At 69.1% G+C, this 17,638-nt stretch carries 13 protein-coding genes and 1 pseudogene; 9 read left to right on the forward strand and 5 right to left on the reverse strand.

Annotated elements, in window-relative coordinates; genetic code table 11:
• Nucleotides 1-45 precede the first annotated feature (45 nt).
• From map to dapE, 7 genes and pseudogenes are all read left to right on the forward strand, one after another.
• Nucleotides 46-822, forward strand: coding sequence for a type I methionyl aminopeptidase (gene map, locus ASE35_RS17895; protein WP_056176078.1), 777 nt, complete (start codon nucleotides 46-48; stop codon nucleotides 820-822).
• Nucleotides 819-3,512, forward strand: coding sequence for a [protein-PII] uridylyltransferase (gene glnD, locus ASE35_RS17900; RefSeq protein ID WP_057164673.1), 2,694 nt, complete (start codon nucleotides 819-821; stop codon nucleotides 3,510-3,512). The genes map and glnD overlap by 4 nt, the downstream gene beginning before the upstream one ends.
• Nucleotides 3,449-4,402 (forward strand): annotated as a pseudogene (gene dapD, locus ASE35_RS17905) (2,3,4,5-tetrahydropyridine-2,6-dicarboxylate N-succinyltransferase); the annotation flags it as partial. The gene glnD and the pseudogene dapD, both read left to right, overlap by 64 nt.
• 8 nt (nucleotides 4,403-4,410) lie before the next feature.
• On the forward strand, nucleotides 4,411-4,908 hold the full coding sequence (locus ASE35_RS17910) for a hypothetical protein (protein ID WP_057164675.1): 498 nt from the start codon (nucleotides 4,411-4,413) through the stop codon (nucleotides 4,906-4,908).
• Nucleotides 4,909-5,040: 132 nt separating this feature from the next.
• Nucleotides 5,041-5,517: a hypothetical protein gene (locus tag ASE35_RS17915; protein ID WP_057164676.1), complete on the forward strand. Its 477-nt coding sequence runs from the start codon at nucleotides 5,041-5,043 to the stop codon at nucleotides 5,515-5,517.
• Complete coding sequence (locus ASE35_RS17920) at nucleotides 5,514-5,873, forward strand: Spx/MgsR family RNA polymerase-binding regulatory protein (protein ID WP_056176064.1); 360 nt, start codon at nucleotides 5,514-5,516, stop codon at nucleotides 5,871-5,873. The genes ASE35_RS17915 and ASE35_RS17920 overlap by 4 nt, the downstream gene beginning before the upstream one ends.
• Nucleotides 5,870-7,006: a succinyl-diaminopimelate desuccinylase gene (gene dapE, locus ASE35_RS17925; RefSeq protein ID WP_057164677.1), complete on the forward strand. Its 1,137-nt coding sequence runs from the start codon at nucleotides 5,870-5,872 to the stop codon at nucleotides 7,004-7,006. Before ASE35_RS17920 ends, dapE begins: the two co-directional genes overlap by 4 nt.
• Before the next feature lie 172 nt (nucleotides 7,007-7,178).
• On the opposite strand, the gene ASE35_RS17930 is transcribed toward dapE, so the two are convergent.
• A complete protein-coding gene (locus ASE35_RS17930; protein ID WP_057164678.1) occupies nucleotides 7,179-9,536 on the reverse strand; it encodes a penicillin acylase family protein in 2,358 nt (785 codons plus the stop codon).
• 419 nt (nucleotides 9,537-9,955) lie between these two features.
• On the opposite strand from ASE35_RS17930, the gene asnB reads away from it, so the two are divergent.
• On the forward strand, nucleotides 9,956-11,635 hold the full coding sequence (gene asnB / locus ASE35_RS17935) for an asparagine synthase B (RefSeq protein ID WP_057164679.1): 1,680 nt from the start codon (nucleotides 9,956-9,958) through the stop codon (nucleotides 11,633-11,635).
• 87 nt (nucleotides 11,636-11,722) lie between these two features.
• Here the strand turns inward: asnB and ASE35_RS17940 are convergent, their stop codons facing one another.
• Nucleotides 11,723-12,202: a hypothetical protein gene (locus tag ASE35_RS17940; RefSeq protein ID WP_056176051.1), complete on the reverse strand. Its 480-nt coding sequence runs from the start codon at nucleotides 12,200-12,202 to the stop codon at nucleotides 11,723-11,725.
• 319 nt (nucleotides 12,203-12,521) lie between these two features.
• Here ASE35_RS17940 and ASE35_RS17945 point away from each other — a divergent pair, with 319 nt between their 5' ends.
• A complete protein-coding gene (locus ASE35_RS17945) occupies nucleotides 12,522-13,679 on the forward strand; it encodes a beta-eliminating lyase-related protein (protein WP_057164680.1) in 1,158 nt (385 codons plus the stop codon).
• A 70-nt stretch (nucleotides 13,680-13,749) separates the two neighbouring features.
• Here the strand turns inward: ASE35_RS17945 and ASE35_RS17950 are convergent, their stop codons facing one another.
• From ASE35_RS17950 to parC, 3 genes are all read right to left on the reverse strand, one after another.
• Nucleotides 13,750-14,217 carry a hypothetical protein gene (locus tag ASE35_RS17950; protein WP_057164681.1) on the reverse strand — a complete coding sequence of 156 codons (468 nt, stop codon included), beginning with the start codon at nucleotides 14,215-14,217 and terminating at the stop codon, nucleotides 13,750-13,752.
• 310 nt (nucleotides 14,218-14,527) lie between these two features.
• Nucleotides 14,528-15,184: a thiopurine S-methyltransferase gene (locus ASE35_RS17955; protein WP_057164682.1), complete on the reverse strand. Its 657-nt coding sequence runs from the start codon at nucleotides 15,182-15,184 to the stop codon at nucleotides 14,528-14,530.
• 10 nt (nucleotides 15,185-15,194) lie between these two features.
• On the reverse strand, nucleotides 15,195-17,438 hold the full coding sequence (parC, locus tag ASE35_RS17960) for a DNA topoisomerase IV subunit A (protein ID WP_057159629.1): 2,244 nt from the start codon (nucleotides 17,436-17,438) through the stop codon (nucleotides 15,195-15,197).
• Between the last annotated feature and the right edge of the window lie 200 nt (nucleotides 17,439-17,638).

Consider the following 17,638-nt stretch of genomic DNA (forward strand, 5'->3'; position numbering starts at 1 on the left):
GCGCGCCGCCATGATCGCGGGGCGTGAATAGGCGATAATGCCCGCATGCCCATCACCATCAAAACTCCGGACGAGATCGAGAAGATGCGCGTCGCCGGCCGCCTGGCCGCCGAGGTGCTGCAGATGATCGCTCCGCACGTGAAGCCCGGCGTCAGCACCGAGGCCCTGGACAAGCTCTGCCACGACCACATCGTGAACGTGCAGCAGGCGATTCCGGCCAACGTCGGCTACAAGGGTTTCCCCAAGACGGTCTGCACCTCGGTCAACAACGTCATCTGCCACGGTATTCCCAGCGAGTCCAAGATCCTGAAGGAAGGCGACATCGTCAATATCGATGTCACCGTCATCAAGGACGGCTGGCACGGCGATACCAGCCGCATGTACATCGTCGGCGCGCCCTCGGTCATGGCCAAGCGCCTGGTCGACGTGACCCGCGAAGCGATGTTCCGCGGCATCCGCACGGTCAAGCCGGGTTCGACCCTGGGCGACATCGGCGCGGCGATCCAGCAGTACGCCGAATCCGAACGCTTCAGCGTGGTGCGCGAGTACTGCGGCCACGGCATCGGCCGCATCTACCACGAAGACCCGCAGGTGCTGCATTACGGCCGCGCCGGCGAAGGCCTGGTGCTGAAGCCGGGCATGACCTTCACCATCGAGCCGATGATCAACGAGGGCGCGCGCCACACCAAGCTGCTGCCCGACGGCTGGACCGTGGTCACCAAGGACCGCAAGCTCTCGGCGCAGTGGGAACACACGGTCGCGGTGACCGACGACGGCGTCGAGATCCTGACCCGGCTGCCCGGCGACGACAACGACCTATGACCGGTAGCGCCGCCGCCGGCTCTGGCCTGACGGAGCCGGGCGCGACGGCGCACAGCGCCGAGCGGGCGGCGTCGATCCGCACCGCATTGAACGCGGTCGACGCGGCGCTGGCGCAGCGTTTCGACGCCGGCGCCGACACCCCCGCCGACGGCATCGACATCGACCGCCTGCTGCGCGTGCGCGCCGACACCGTCGACGCCGAAGTGCGCGCGGCCTGGCGCGACAGCATTCCGGCCGACGCGCCGCTGGCGCTGTTCGCGGTCGGCGGCTACGGCCGCGGCGAACTGTTCCCGCAATCCGACATCGACCTGCTGGTGCTGGCCGAGTCGCAGGCCCAGGCCGATCACGCCGAGGCCCTGGGCCGCTTCTTCACCCTGCTGTGGGATGGCGGCCTGCCGGTCGGCCATGCGGTGCGCTCGGCCGCGCAATGCACCGAGGCCGCGGCCGACATCACCGTGCTTACCGCGATGCTGGAAGCGCGCCCGCTGGCCGCCGACCATCACGCCGGCGCCACCTTGCAGGCCGCGATCGCGCCGCTGTACGTGTGGCCGGCGCGCGAGTTCTTCCTGGCCAAGCGCGAGGAGCTGCGGCAGCGCCACGCGCGCTACGGCGACACCGCCGACAATCTCGAACCCAATCTCAAGGAAGGCCCGGGCGGCCTGCGCGACGTTCAGACCCTGCACTGGATGGCGCTGCGCATCATCGGCACCGCCGACCTGGAATCGCTGGTCGCGATCGGCCAGCTCGGCGTCGACGAACTGGGCACGCTGGAGCGCGAACGCCGCGCCCTGTCGCGCCTGCGCTTCGGCCTGCACCTGGTCGCGCGCAAGCGCGAGGAGCGCCTGCGCTTCGACTACCAGAAACTGCTGGCCGAGCGCCTGGGCTACGTCGACAACGCCGACACCCTCGCCGTCGAGCAGATGATGCAGGGCTTCTACCGCAGCGCCGCGCTGGTGCTGCGGATCGGCGAGCGCCTGCTGCAGCGTTACGAAGAGCAGATCGAGGGCGAGCCCGCGCCGGTGCCGATGCGCGGCGCGTTCGAGGCCTTCGAGCTGCGCCGCGACTACATCGCCGCGCGCTCGCCGCAGTGGCCGCGCGACGCGCAGGACATCTTCGCCCTGTTCGCGGCCTGGGCCGAGCACGACGGCGTGCGCGGCCTGCACTCGCGCACCGCGCGCGCGCTGGCCGAGTCGCTGTCGCGCATCCCCAGTTTCGAGGCCGCCGACCCCGCCTTGCGCGAGCGCTTCCTGGCGATCCTGCGCGGTCCGCATCCGGTCCACGCGCTGGAACGCATGGCGCGCCTGGGCGTGCTCGGGCGCTGGATTCCGGCGTTCTCGAAAGTCTCCGGGCGCATGCAGTTCGATCTGTTCCACGTCTACACGGTCGATCAACACACCTTGGCGGTGCTGCGCAATCTGGCGCGCTTCGCCTCCGGCGTGGCCGACGAGCGTTTCAGCATCGCCCACGAAGTCTGGCCGCGCCTGCGCAAGCCCGAACTGCTGCTGCTGGCCGGCCTGTTCCACGACATCGCCAAGGGCCGCGGCGGCGACCATTCCGAGCTCGGCGGCGACGACGCGCGCGCGTTCGGCACCGTGATGGGCCTGAGCGAGGCCGACACCGCCCTGATCGAATGGCTGGTGCGCCAACACCTGCTGATGTCGGTGACCGCGCAGAAGCAGGACATCGCCGATCCGGAAGTGATCCACCGCTTCGCCGGCAAGGTCGCCGACCGCGAGCGTCTGGATCATCTGTATCTGCTGACCTGCGCCGATATCGCCGGCACCTCGCCCAAGCTGTGGAACGCGTGGAAGGACCGGCTGATGGCCGATCTCTACACCGCCACCCGCCTGGCCTTGCGACGCGGGCTGGAGCACCCGGTCGCGGGCGCCGAGCGCGCGGCCGAGACCCGCGCCGCCGCGCACGCCATGCTGGCCGCGTTCGGCAGCGGCGACGACGAGATCGCGGCGCTGTTCGCGCGCATGCCGGACATCGGCTTCCAGCGCGGGCGCCCGGATCAGATCGCCTGGCAGGCCGCTTCGCTGCGCGGCGTGCTGGTCGGCGACACCCGCGTGCGTGCGCGTCCGGTCAGCGCGCTGGCCGGTGCGCTGGAAGTGTTCGTGCATTCGCCCGACCGCGACGGCCTGTTCGCCGCGATCGTGGCCACCCTGGACCGCCTCGGCCTGGCGATCCAGCAGGCGCGCGTGCTCGACGGCCCGCAGGGCACCATCTTCGACACCTTCGAAGTCGTGCCCACCGACCCGCGCCATCCGCCCTCGGCCGAGGACGTCGAGCGCCGTCTGGCCGCGACCCTGGCCGCGCCGCTGGACCGGGTCCGGCCGGCGCGCCGCGCCCAGCCGCGCCACCTCAAGCATTTCCGCATCGTGCCGCAGATCGGCTTCAACACGGTCGACAAATCCGGCAGCGACAGCGCCGGCGGCGCCGGCGAGCGCACCCTGCTCAGTCTGGTCTGCACCGACCGGCCGGGCCTGCTCGCCGACGTCGCCATGACCCTGCGCAATCAGGCGCTGCGCGTGCACGACGCGCGCATCGCCACCTTCGGCGAACGCGCCGAGGACATGTTCCAGATCACCAGCCCCGACACCGACGGGCGCGATCGCGCGCTCGACGAAACGCAACAGCAGGCGCTGCGCGACGCGCTGCTCGCCTGCCTGGAAGGAGACCACCGATGAGCCCCGCCAAGACCGCCAAGAAGACCGTCCGCAAGAAGACCGCGCCCAAGGCGCCGGGCATCGACGAACTCAAGTTCATGATCGACAGCGCCTTCGAGCGCCGCAGCATGCTGACGCCGGACGAGATCGAGGGATCGACGCGTCCGACCGTGGAGCGGGTGATCTCGGGCCTGGAGCAGGGCGAGTTCCGCGTGGCCGAGCCGGACGGCAAGGGCGGTTGGACCGTCAACGAATGGCTGAAGAAGGCGGTGCTGTTGTACTTCCGCGTCAACGAGATGCAGTTGGTCGAGGCCGACCCGGCGCCGTTCTGGGACAAGGTCCCGGCGCGCTTCGAAGGCTACGGCGAGAGCGACTTCCGCAAGCTCGGCGCGCGCGTGGTGCCCGGCGCGATCGCGCGCCGCGGCGCCCACATCGGCAAGGACGTGGTGCTGATGCCCAGCTTCGTCAACATCGGCGCCCACGTCGGCGAAGGCACCATGGTCGACACCTGGGCCACGGTCGGCTCCTGCGCCCAGATCGGCAAGCATTGCCACCTGTCCGGCGGCGCCGGCATCGGCGGCGTGCTGGAGCCGCTGCAGGCTTCGCCGACCATCATCGAGGACCATTGCTTCATCGGCGCGCGCTCGGAAGTGGTCGAAGGCTTCGTGGTCGGCCACCACAGCGTGATCGGCATGGGCGTGTTCCTGGGCCAGAGCACCCGCGTCTACAACCGCGCCACCGGCGAGATCAGCTACGGCTACGTGCCGCCCTACAGCGTGGTCGTGTCCGGCCAGCTGCCGGCGAAGGACGGCTCGCACTCGCTGTACTGCGCCGTGATCGTGAAGCAGGTCGACGCCAAGACGCTGTCGAAGACCAGCATCAACGAGCTGCTGCGCGGGTTGGCGGACTGAGTCAGCCGATGGCGCGTCTGTCCGCCAACACGGTGGTGGCAAGGGCAATCACCTCGTGGACGGCGGGTGCTCTGGTTGTCGCACTCGCCTCACTCGCAATAGGTCATGTGCTCGGCCTCTACCGATTAGCGCTAGAGATCTGGTTTATGCTGGGTCTCCTGACGCTCAATAGCGTGACTTGGTGGCTGTATACGCGGCGTTTCGCCGATAGCGTAGAAGAGGCGGGCGATGCATTGCGGGTGCGGCGTCGGGGGCTGGAAGAGCTAATACCGATCTCGGACATCGCCAAGGTGTCCGAGCAGATCGAGTGGCGGACCCGAAAAGTGGTGTTGTCCCTACGCATTTCGAGCAAGTTCGGGCGACGGATCGAATTCTTCCCGAAACCCAATTCGCCGTTCGGCTCGCCCGGCGGCAGCGACGTCAGCCGCGCGCTGCGCGAACGCGTCGCCATGACCGCCGCCTTAGGTTCCATCGCGTCGGCAGGCGCTCGATCGCCGTCTGGCTGAGTCAGAGCGAATGATGCGCATCTACGTTTCGAGGGACCGTCGCGCCGATAAGAACATCCGCATGTGCAGGGAGCATGTCGGTGCAATACGGGCCGATAGCTGGGGTGCCGATTTGAATCGGGCGGAATATTCATGACCATGCGCCGCATCTCATCGTCGATGTCCTACCACTTCAAACGCACCTTCCCCATCGTGATGTTCGGTGCCTTTTCCGCCGCGCTGGTGGCCGCGCTGTTGCAGCGCCCGGTGCCGGTCGAGACGGTGGGGGTGTTCGCGGTCGCCATCGTGGTCGGCGGAGTCGTGACCTATCGCTACCTGCGCGACGTGCTGGACGAGGTCTACGACGACGGCGACCGCTTGCTGGTCCGCAACGGTGGTGTCGAGGACACGGTGCAGCTGCGCGACGTGGTCGCCGTCGATTCGGCCCGCTGGCGCACCTTGGTCCGCCTGACGCTGACGCTCTCCGTTCCGGGAAAGTTCGGGGATAAGATCGTCTTTCTCCTGCGCGACACCTTCCTGGACGGGATGCCGTACGGGGCGCCCGCGCAGATCAAGCAACTGGAAGACCGCATCGCGGCACTCAAACGCAATTCGACGGGGCAGCAATGACCACGCTCTATGGCTTGAACAACTGCGACACCTGCAAGAAGGCCCGTAAGTGGCTGGACCGCTTCGGCGTCGCGCACAGCTTCGTCGACTATCGCGACCACCGGCAGACGCCGGAGACGCTGCTGGGCTGGCGCGACCAGCTCGGCGGTTGGGACGCGATGATCAACAAGTCCTCGACCACCTGGCGCACGCTGCCGCCGAACCGCAAGGAGCCGGCCTCGGATGCGGAATGGAAGCTGCTGCTGAAGGAGTATCCGCAGCTCATCCGGCGCCCGGTGGTGGTCACCGACGACGGCACCGTCACCCAGGGCTTCAGCGACAACGGTTTCAAGCTGCGCTTCGGAGTGGGTAAGTGAGCGATGTCCTGCAGCTGACCCGCGATCTGATCGCGCGCGCGTCGGTGACGCCGGAAGACCTGGGTTGCCAGGCGCTGATCGCCGAACGCCTGCAGCACGCGGGCTTGCGCTGCGAGCATCTGCGTTACGGTGAGGTCGACAATCTCTGGGCCGTGCACGGCGAGGACGGCCCGACCCTGGTGCTGCTGGGGCATACCGACGTGGTGCCCTCGGGCCCGCGCGAGGCCTGGGCCAGCGATCCCTTCGTGCCCGAGATCCGCGACGGCGTGCTGTACGGCCGCGGCGCGGCCGACATGAAGGGTAGCGTGGCCGCGTTCGTGGTCGCGCTGGAACGCTTCGTCGCCGCGTATCCGCGTCATCCGGGCCGGGTCGCGCTGCTGCTGACCTCGGACGAGGAGGGCGACGCCATCGACGGCGTGCGCCGCGTCGCCGAGACCTTCCGCGCGCGCGGCGAACGCCTGGACTGGTGCGTGACCGGCGAGCCCTCGTCGACCGCCAAGCTTGGCGACCTGCTGCGCGTGGGCCGTCGCGGCACCTTGTCGGCGACCTTGAACGTGATCGGGGTGCAGGGCCACGTCGCTTATCCGGACAAGGCGCGCAACCCGATCCATCAGGCCATGCCGGCCCTGTCGGCGCTGGCGGCGCGACGTTGGGACGAAGGCTACGAGACCTTCCCGCCGACCAGCTTCCAGATCAGCAACGTGCACGCGGGTACCGGCGCCAACAACGTGATTCCGGGCGAGCTGCAGGTATTGTTCAACCTGCGCTACAACCCGAGCTGGAACGCCGAGGGCCTGGAGCGCGAATGCGAGCAGGTGCTGCGCGCGCACGGGTTGGAATACCAGATCCGCTGGTTCCGCGGCGGCGAGCCGTTCTACACCCCGGAAGGTCCGCTGCGCGCGGCCGCGCGCGAAGTGCTGGCGCGTTTCGCCGGCGCCGCGCCGGAAGAAAGCACCGGCGGCGGTACTTCGGATGCGCGCTTCATCGCGCCGCTGGGCGCGCAGTGCATCGAGATCGGGCCGGTCAACGCCAGCATCCACAAGGTCGACGAGCACGTGTCGGTGGCCGATCTGGAAGCGCTGCCGGATTTGTATCTGGCCTTGATCGAGCGTTTGCTGGTGCCGAACGCTTAAACGCTCGGCGCCGGGAGTTGGGCGCGCGGGCTGGGATTCGCGTTGCGTCGTGTGGGTTCTAATCGCGGCTCACGCCGCTCCCACAGAGAGCGACGCGGCCTGCTTTCTGTGGGAGCGGCGTGAGCCGCGATCGCGCAGTCCCGATCGGCCGCGTCGCTCCACCTGCCGCGCCTCAGCGCGGCTTTAGCGTCAAGGTGTGCTGCGTCGCCCCCGGCAGGAACGGCGAGGGGCGGCCTTGGACCCAGTCGTCGTGACCGGCGCCCCAGTACGGCGACAGCGGATGCCCGCTTTGCCCGCCGGGCATCTGGATGATGCCCTCGGCTTCGTGCCCCGGTGCCACCACCATGCGCTCGGAGGCGCCGAAGTCCTGGCGCTGCACGCGCGGCATGGCGACGTCGCCGGGTAGTTCGTCCGCAGGCATGCACAGCACCGGCTTGGCGAATTCGGGCAGGGCGCGCGCGAGCGGGTGGCAGATCGCGGCGGTGTTGCGTTCGCCCCAGCGGCGCTGCGCCAGCGGTCCCTGTTTGGCGAGATCGTCGCGGACCTGGCGCGCGGCGTCCTCGAACAACGCGTCCCAGGAGGGATAGCGACGCGGCAGCAGGTGCTGCGGCTGCTGGGTGACCAGCGGCCAGGCCACGCCTTCGAATTGCGGCAGTTCGGGCATCTCGAAATCGCGGCCCTGGCGCACGCGTGCGGGCGCGGTCAGACCGTCGATCAAGCGATCGTGCACGGCCAGGCGCCAGGCGCGCACCAGCCGGTAACTCACCGATTCGGGCACGGCGCGGCCTTCCCAATGCGCGGACGCCGCGGCCAGCTCCTTCAACGCGGGCGCATCCTTGGAGCGCGCCGCCTGCTCGCGCAGCAGCGTCCACCAGCGCGTCAGGAACACCGCGCGGTCGTCGAGCTGGATTCGCATCAGGTCGCGTTCGTCCAGGCGCGACTTGCTCATCAGGTCGTCGCGGATCTGCTGCGCGCGCGCGCCCAGGACCAGGCCGCCGTCGCCGATGCGCGCCAGTTCGGCGCCTTCGAGCGTGCGCGAGTTCGCCGTCCACAGACGCCCGCCGGGCGGATCGATCAGTTGCGGTGCGACGTCGCTGCGCAGGGTCCAGGGCGGGCAGGCCGCGTCTGCGGCCAGGGGCACCGCCGGCGTGCAGCCCGGCGCGCGCTGCGGAATCGGGCCGAGCAGGCGCCAGGCGATGCGGCCTTCGCGGTCGCCGACCAGCAGGTTCTGCACCGGCATCGCCACGCCCTGGGCATCGCGCATGGCCTCGTCCAGCGACTGCGCGCGAATCAGCTTGGCCAGGCCCAGATTGAGCCCGCCGGGCAGATGCGCCGACCAGCGCAACGCCAGCGCGCTGCCGTCGGCGTTGTCGTGCATCAGCGGGCCCCAGGCGGTCTCGCGCACGCGCAGCACGCGCGCGGCTTCGCCTTTGACCTCGATGCGTTCTTCGTAGGTGCGCAGCCCGGCGCAGGCCTTGGGTGCGGGGCCGGCGCAGCCGGGCGCGATCGCCCAGTCCAGCCAGTCGCCGTAGCTGTTGGTAAAGCCCCAGGCGACATGGCCGTTGCTGCCGACCACCAGCGCCGGCAGGCCGGGCAGGGTGAAACCGCCGGCATCGATGCGGCCGCCGGGCACGCGCGCGTCGGCGTAGCGCAGGCGCGCGCGGAACCACAGATTGGGCGCGCGCAGGCCCAGGTGCATGTCGTCGGCGACGATCGCGCGGCCGTCGCGGGTACGGCTGCCGGCGACGGCGAAGTTGTTGCTGCCGACCTCGTTGCGACGCGGGACTTCCACCGGCGCTTCGTCGGCCGGTATCGGCATGCTGCGCAGGTCGATGGTGGCCGCATCGGGCAACTGCACATCGCCGTGCGGATTGCCGAACAGGGGCGCGTCCCAGCTGCTGCTGCCGTGGGTGAGCAGTGCGTACAGGTTCGGCGACAGGGCCGGGCGCAGCTTCCACAGCGCGCGTTCGCGCACGTTGTCGGCGTCCTGCAGGTCGAAGTACATCGCGTAGCCGACCAGGGCCGAGTCGGCCAGCTGCCAGCGCTGCGGCTGCGTCCCCAGCAGCAGATAGGGCCAGGGCCGCGCGCGCAGCGCGCCCAGGCCGTCGTTGACGCCGTCGGTATAGGCCTGCAGCAGCGGGCGCTGCTCGCCGGCGAAACTGGACAGCTGTTGCTCGGTGCGCGCGCGCAGGCGATGCACGCGCCGGCGTTGATCCACCTCGACCGCGATCGGGCCGAACAACGCCGACAGCTCGCCGGCCGCGGTGCGGCGCAGCAGGTCCATTTCGAAGTAGCGTTCCTGCGCATGGATGTAGCCCAGCGCGCGGATCGCGTCGGTCTCGTTGGCGGCGTCGATGGTGACCACGCCCTGCGCGTCGCGCTGCACGCTCACCGGGGCCGACAGACCCTGCAGCGCCAGTTCGCCGTCCAGTTGCGGCAGGCTGCCGCGCAGCAGCCACCAGGCGCCCGCGCCCGCGATCAAACCCATTACCAGCAGCGCGAGCAGGCCGCGCTTGATCCAATGTGCCATGAGGTGCCCTCCGCGGCGCAGCTTAGCCGATTGGCCGCTCCGTCCAGGGGGCTGCGTTGGCCTTAGGCGAGCGGACCGGGCGGGCGGGAGCCCCGGACGCTTGCAAACCGTCCCGGCCTCAAGCAGGATCGAGCCATGACCCGTCCCTTCGCCACCGTCCTGATCCGCAGCGCCGCCCTCCGCGGCCGCGCGGCCGTGGCCGCGGCGAACAATAACAATCGCAATAACGCCAGCCTCCCGCGGGCCGGCGATTAGCGCGCGCAACATACGCTCTTAATCGTCAACGAAGCCCGCGCCGAAAAGCGCGGGCTTTTTCGTTTCTGGGTTGTTTACTGATCGTTCGTCCTTGAACAAGAGCCCGGCCATCCATGGCCGGGGATTCAAAGAAAAGCAATTCAACCTCACTGGAGATTCCCCCGATGTGCTCGATCCTCGGCCTGTTCGACCTCCGCCCCGGCGCCGACCTGAGACCGCTCAGGCCGCTGGCCCTGTCCCTGTCGGCGCGCCAGCGCCACCGTGGGCCCGACTGGTCCGGCGTCAGCGTCGATCCGCGCGCGCTGCTGGTCCACGAGCGGCTGGCCATCGTCGATCCCACCGGCGGTTCGCAGCCGCTGCGTTCGGCCGACGGCGAGCTCGCGCTGGCGGTCAACGGCGAGATCTACAACCACCGCGAACTCGAGCAACAGCTGCGCGCGCCCTACGCGTTCCAGACCAAGTCCGACTGCGAGGTCATCAACGCGCTCTACCGCGAGGGCGGCGACCTGGGCGAGCTGCTGAACCGCCTCAACGGCATCTTCGCCTTCGCCCTGTGGGACGCGGCGCGCGGGCGTTACGTCATCGCGCGCGATCCCTTCGGCGTGTGCCCGCTGTACTGGGGGCACGACGCCGACGGCCGCCTGTGGGTGGCCTCGGAAATGAAGGTGCTGGCGCGCCTGTGCGACGACGTCGCCGCGTTCCCGCCCGGCCACTACTACGACAGCGAGGTCGGGGTGCCGGTGAAGTACTACCAGCGGCCGTGGCGCGACTACGAGGCCACGCGCGGCGTCGAGGTCAGCAAGGAAGAATTGCGTACCGCCTTCGAGCGCGCCGTGCATCGGCAGATGATGAGCGACGTGCCTTACGGCGTGCTGCTGTCGGGCGGCTTGGATTCATCGCTGGTGGCGGCTTGCGCGGCGCGGTTCGCGCGCCGTCGCATCGAAGAGGACGACCAGGCCGAGGCCTGGTGGCCGCGCCTGCACTCCTTCGCGATCGGCCTGGCCGGCTCGCCCGATCTGGCCGCGGCCGAGATAGCGGCACAGGCGCTGGGCACCGTGCACCACGGCTTCACTTATACCTTCGAGGAAGGCCTGGACGTGCTGCCGGACGTGATCCAGCACATCGAAACCTACGACGTCACCACCATCCGCGCGTCCACGCCGATGTTCCTGCTGGCGCGGCGGATCAAGGCCATGGGCGTGAAGATGGTGCTGTCCGGCGAGGGCAGCGACGAGATCTTCGGCGGCTACCTCTACTTCCACAAGGCGCCGAACGCGCGCGAGTTCCACGAAGAGCTGGTGCGCAAGCTCGACGCCCTGCACAGCTTCGACTGCCTGCGCGCGAACAAATCGATGATGGCCTGGGGTGTGGAGCCGCGCGTGCCGTTCCTGGACGTCGAGTTCCTGGAGGTGGCGATGCGCATCGACGCGCAGGCCAAGATGGCCGGCAAGGGCCGGATCGAGAAGGCGGTGCTGCGCGAGGCCTTCGAAGGCTATCTGCCCGATTCCATCCTGTGGCGGCAGAAGGAACAGTTCAGCGACGGCGTCGGCTACGGCTGGATCGACGGCCTCAAGGCGCATGCCGAAGCCCAGGTCAGCGACCGCGACCTGGCCGCGGCGCCGGGTCGCTTCCCGATCAACCCGCCGCAGACCAAGGAGGCCTATTACTACCGCTCGATCTTCGAGCGCCATTTCCCGGGCACGGCCTGCGCCGAGACGGTGCCGGGCGGCAAGTCGATCGCCTGTTCCTCGCCGGCTGCGATCGCCTGGGACGCGGCCTTCGCCAATGCCGCCGACCCGTCGGGGCGCGCGGTCGCCGGCGTGCACCAAGCCGCCTTGGCCTGAGCCGGCGCTACGACGGAACGGGCGCGGCGCTTGCCACGCCCGTGCGCTACGGATCGCAGCGGCGCCGACACCGCTGCGATGCGGTCGTCAGAAGCCGCAGCCGACCCAGGTGCGGGTCAGGGTCTTGGTCTCGCTGCTGCCGCCGGGGCAGCCGACGTTGACGGTGGCGGTGCCCTTGAGTTCGCAGCCGGCGCCGATCCAGGTCCAGTAGCTCGCGATCGGCGCCTGCGAGGGATAGGAGCCGTTGCCGCTAACGGTTTCGCTGTGGCTGTCCCAGGTCGGGTGCGCGCTGTCGCGATGCGAGCTCACTACGTACGCGGAGTACCAGCGCGGCGGTTCCGGCGGCGGGCTGAAGCCGTCGGCCGGGTTGAGGTCGGCGCTGGCGGCGACGCTGACATCGACGCCGCCTTCGGCGAAGTCCAGGTCCAGGCTCACCAGATACTTGCCGTTGCAGACGAGGATATCGCTGCTCGCATCCGGCGGCGGCGTGGCGCCGGCGGCCAGGGGTAGGGCGAGTAGGGATGCGGCGACAATCGCGGCGGAAACGCGGGTGCGGTGCTGATTCATGCGGCTGATCCTTAGCGTGGTATGGGTAGCGTCGGCGACAGCGAATCTTCTTGTCCGGCGCTCCTGTGCCGGACGCCGTCGCCGGCCGTGGCGACGCGCGCATCGTGGCGCGCATCGCGATCGAGTCTAGCGTTCCAGAGCGACGCGACGTGCGCGATTTGCGGTCGTCCAGCAGTTTCCAACCGGGCGACGCCATCGGCGCCGACGTTGGGTTGTCGCGCGCGCGGCACAAGGTTTTCGGCGCGTGCCTATTCGCACGCGAACTGCGCAACGAATGCGCTGGAGTATGATCGCGCACACCCCAATTCCGGATGCGCGCATGGACAGACGCCGATTCATCGCGGTAAGCGGTTTGACGGCGGTCTCGCCCGTGCTCGCGCAAGCGGCGGCCGCGTCGGCCGCCGCCGGCGACGCCGACGCGGACTTGTTCAAGCACGTCAATTTCTACGACGACGGCCTGGGTCTGAGTTCGCGCGAGTACGCGGTGCTGCTGGAGCGCATGAGCGCCGGCGCCGGCATCGAGGCCGATAACTATTCCAACGGCGGCATCGTCGCCGAGCTGGAAGCCCGCTTCGCCAAGAAACTGGGCAAGCAGGCGGCGATGTTCGTGCCCACCGGTACGCTGGCCAACCACATCGCGCTGCGCAAGCTGGCCGGCGCCGACCGGCGCGTGCTGGTGCAGGCCGAAAGCCATTTCTACAACGACAGCGGCGACTGCGGCGAGATCCTCAGCGGGCTCAACCTGGTGCCGCTGGCGCCGGGGCGCAGCACCATCACCGTCGACGAGGCGCGCGACTGGGTCGGGCGTTCCGCCGGCGGGCGCGTGCCGATGAAGATCGGCGTCGTCTCGATCGAGTCGCCGGTGCGGCGCCGCGATCACGAGATGGCCGATTACGACGAGCTGGTGCGTCTGAGCGCCTATGCGCGCGGCGAGGGCATTCGTCTGCATCTGGACGGCGCGCGGCTGTTCAATCTGCCGTACCACTCGGGGCGCAGCCTGCAGGAACACGCGGCCTTGTTCGATACCGTGTTCGTGTCGTTGTGGAAGCACTTCAACGGCATGTCGGGGGCCATCCTGGCGGGCGACTCGGCCTTCATCGACGGCCTGTATCACACCCGGCGCATGTTCGGCGGCTCCCTGCCGCAGGCCTGGCCGGCGGTCGCGGTGGCCGCGCAGTACGTGGACCGTTACGAGACCGACTACGCGCAGGCCTGGCAGCTCACCGATCGCTTGTTGGCCTTGCTCGCGCAGGATCGTCGCTTCAAATCGCGCAAGCTGCCCGCGGGCACCAGCCGCTATTTCCTGGCGGTGTCCGACGACCCCCAGGCCTTCCGCGAGCGCGCCAAGCAGCGCGGTCTGTTGTTGCCCCGGCCGCATCCGCAAACCGGCGAGTTCGCGATGCAGGTCAATCCCAGCGTGCTGCGCTCCAACGCCGAGGCGATCGCGCAGGGCTTGATCGAAGCCGCGAAGGCCTGAGCCATCGCGCTCGCATACGAAACGGGCGCCGCATCGGCGGCGCCCGTTCGTGGCGACGGCTCAAACGCGTTTAAAGACCGCAGCCGACCCAGGTGCGCTCCAGGGTCTTGTACTCCCACTGACCGCTAGGGCAATGCACGCTGACAACGGCGTTGCCGGCCAGTTCGCAGGTCGCGGAGCGGAACGCCATCTTGGTCGCGCTGGCCGGCGAGGTCGGGTAGGACGAGACGCCTTCCAGGTTCTGGTCGTTGGTGGACCAGGCCGAGCCCGCGTCCGGACGGTGCGAAGCCGCGGCGTAGACCGCGTAATACGGCGGCGCGGGCGGAAAGGGACCGACCGGTGAGCTGACCACCTTGGCCTTGGCGGCCACGGTAGCGGTGGTGCCGGTGTTGCCGAAGTCCAGCGACATTTCGGCGAAGTAGCCGCCGTTGCAGATCGGGATTCGCGCGGTGGCGTCCGGCGGCGGCGTCGCCGCGGCGGTCAGGGGCAGCAACAGGGCCGCGGCGATCAGGGCGAGGCGAGAGTGGGAATGCTTCATGGACGCAGATCCTTGCGTTCTTAGGTGGGTAATGCCGGCAGCGGCCGTTCCTGACCGAAGCGTCCGAAGGAGCGCTGCGGCGGGACCTTCGCATGCGCGTCGGTGGCCGTCGCCGGCGGCAAAGACGGCCGCATGGCCGTCGTGCCTAGTGTCGGATCTTCAGGCGTCGTCGTGGCCGTCGTTCATGCCACGATTCCGGCGCTTCGTCGCATCGCGCGCGCGGCGCGGCATCGGGCCAATCGAGAGTTGCGTCAGGCCAAGCGAGGGGCGCGGGCGCCGCCGGCCGCCCACGGCGAGGCGGCCTCGGGCCTCAGTTGCGCTCTAGCGCGTAAACCACCGTGTCCAACGCGGTCACGCCGTCGGCGATGAAGGCCGGTTGCTGGGCGAGGATGTCGCGGCGTTCCAGCGTGCGTAGCCGCCAGTCCGGCGCATACAGGCGGTAGACCTCCTGCTCTACGACCGAGAACGGCGGGCCCTGCTTCTCGTGCTGCGGATACTCCAGCGTGATCAACAGGCCGCGGCAGCCCGAGGGCAGGTGAGGGTAGAGCTCGCCCGCGTAGCGCTCCCGCAGCGGCGTCGGCAGGGCGATCAAGGCGGCGCGGTCGAACACCGCCGCGCAATCGGACAGCAGTGCGGCGTCCAGCGCGAAGGCGTCGCCGCAGATCAGTTCGATCGCGCCGGCGCGGTAGTGGCGGCCGTAGCGCGACATCTCCACCTCGGGCGTCAGGCCGTGCTCGGCGAAGAACTCTTCGACCGCGATCCGAGACAGCTCGACGCCGAGCACGCGATGGCCCTGCGACGCGAACCAGGCCATGTCCAGGGTTTTGCCGGCCAGCGGCACGAACACCCGGCTGTCCGGCGCCAGCCCCAGCGACGGCCAATGCTTGAGCAGCAGCGGCGACGGACGGTCCTGGTGGAAACCGATCTGTCGCTCGCGCCAGCGCTGTTGCCAGAATTCCGCGTTCATTCCGCTTCGCTCACTCGACCGACAGGCCTTCGACCTTCTGCCATCCGCGCGGCAGCAGGCCGCCGCGAGTCGCGCGCGCACCGACGTAGGCATCCAGGTCCTTCCACGACAGGCTCATGGTGCGCGTGCCCGAGCGCACGCTGAGCGTCGTGCCCGGCGCGACCACCGCCACCGCGACCACGCGCTCGGTGCCGAGCTTGGCCTTGGGGATGTCGATGATCTTGTTGCCTTTGCCCTTGTCCAGCTCAGGCAGCTCCGAGACCGGGAACGCGAGCAGGTGGCCGACGTTGGTCACCGCGACCACCCGGTCGGCCTCGACCGTGCCGACCGCGGCCGGCTGCAGCACCTTGGCGTTCGGGGTCAGCGACAGCATGGCCTTGCCGGCCTTGTTGCGGCCGGTGAGGTTTTCGAAACGGGTCACGAAGCCGTAGCCATGGCTGGACGCGAGCACGAAACGGCTGTCGTTGTCGCCGCTGGCCAGGGCCTGGAACGAAGCGCCGGCCGCGGGCGAGAAGCGCCCGGTCAGCGGCTCGCCGTTGCCGCGCGCCGAGGGCAGGCCATGGACCACGGTCGAGTAGGCGCGTCCGGTCGAATCCAGGAACGCGACCTGTTGCGTGCTGCGGCTTTTGGCCGAACCCAGCAGGCCGTCGCCGTCGCGATAGCTCAGGGTGGCCGCGTCGATGTCGTGGCCCTTGGCCGCGCGCACCCAGCCCTTCTCGCTGAGCACCACGGTCATCGGCTCGCTGGCCACCAGCTCGGTTTCCGACAAGGCCTGCGCGGCGTCGCGCGAGACCAGCGGCGAGCGGCGCGCATCGCCGAACTTCTTGGCGTCGGCCAGCAGCTCGTCCTTCACCAGCTTCTTGAGCTTGGCCTTGCTGCCCAGGGTGGCGATCAGCTGCTCGCGTTCCTTGGCCAGCTCGGTCTGTTCGCCGCGGATCTTCATTTCCTCCAGGCGCGCGAGCTGGCGCAGCTTGGTTTCCAGGATGTAGTCGGTCTGGTCCTCACTGAGCCCGAAGCGCTCCATCAGCACCGGACGCGGTTCGTCCTCGCTGCGGATGATGCGGATCACTTCGTCCAGGTTGAGGAACGCGATCAGCAAACCTTCCAACAGGTGCAGGCGGCGCTCGACCTTTTCCAGGCGATGGGTGAGGCGGCGGGTCACGGTGTCGGTGCGGAACACCAGCCACTCGCTGAGCAGCGTCTTCAGGCCCTTGACCTGCGGACGGCCGTCCAGGCCGATCACGTTGATGTTGACGCGGTAGCTCTTTTCCAGGTCGGTGGTCGCGAACAGGTGGCCCATCAGCTGCTCGGCATCGACGCGGTTGGAGCGCGGCACCAGCACGATCCGGGTCGGATTGGCGTGGTCGGATTCGTCACGCAGGTCTTCCAGCCAGGGCAGCTTCTTGGCGCGCATCTGCTGGGCGATCTGTTCGATGATCTTGCCCGGCGAAGCCTGGTAGGGCAGCGCGGTGATCACGAAGTTCTGCGCTTCCTTCACCCAGGTGGCGCGCGCGCGCACGCTGCCCAGGCCGGTTTCGTACATCGCGATCAGGTCGGCGCGCGGGGTGATGATCTCGGCGGTGGTCGGATAGTCCGGCCCCAGCACGTGCTCGCACAGGTCGCGGGTGGTCGCGTCCGGGTCGTCGAGCAGGCGCACGCAGGCGCTGACGACTTCGTTGAGGTTGTGCGGCGGCACGTCGGTGGCCATGCCGACCGCGATGCCGGTGGTGCCGTTGAGCAACAGATGCGGCAGGCGCGCGGGCATCCAGGTCGGCTCTTCCAGGGTGCCGTCGAAGTTCGGCACCCAATCGACCGTGCCGTGGCCGAGCTCGCCCAGCAGCACTTCGGCGATCGGGGTCAGCTTGGACTCGGTGTAGCGCATCGCCGCGAACGACTTGGGATCGTCGCTGGAACCGAAGTTGCCCTGGCCCTCGACCAGCGGGTAACGGTACGAGAACGGCTGGGCCATGAGGACCATGGCCTCGTAGCAAGCGCTGTCGCCGTGCGGATGGTACTTACCGATCACGTCGCCGACGGTGCGCGCGGACTTCTTGGGCTTGGCGCCGGCGTTGAGGCCGAGCTCGCTCATCGAATAGATGATGCGGCGCTGGACCGGCTTGAGGCCGTCGCCGAGGAAGGGCAGGGCGCGGTCGAGCACCACGTACATCGAATAATCGAGGTAAGCGCGCTCGGCGTACTCGCGCAGCGGGATCTGTTCGAAGCCGTGGAACACCGGACGTACGGAATCAGTCATGGAACGCAATCAACTCGCTAAGGCGTGACCTCACGATTCTACCCGTCGCGGTACTGAGCCGTGGCCGCGATTTCGCCGGGTCCGCACGCGCGCTGCCGTAGCCTGCGTGGCGCGGCGTAAGGGGCCTGTGCCCGGTCCCGGGCGAGCGCCGGCCTTGCCGATTTCGGCGTTGAGCCGGCGTTGTGACAAAACCGTTGACA

Origin of the sequence: Lysobacter sp. Root916, from assembly GCF_001429785.1 — a bacterium.
In the GTDB taxonomy this organism is placed as follows: domain Bacteria; phylum Pseudomonadota; class Gammaproteobacteria; order Xanthomonadales; family Xanthomonadaceae; genus Lysobacter.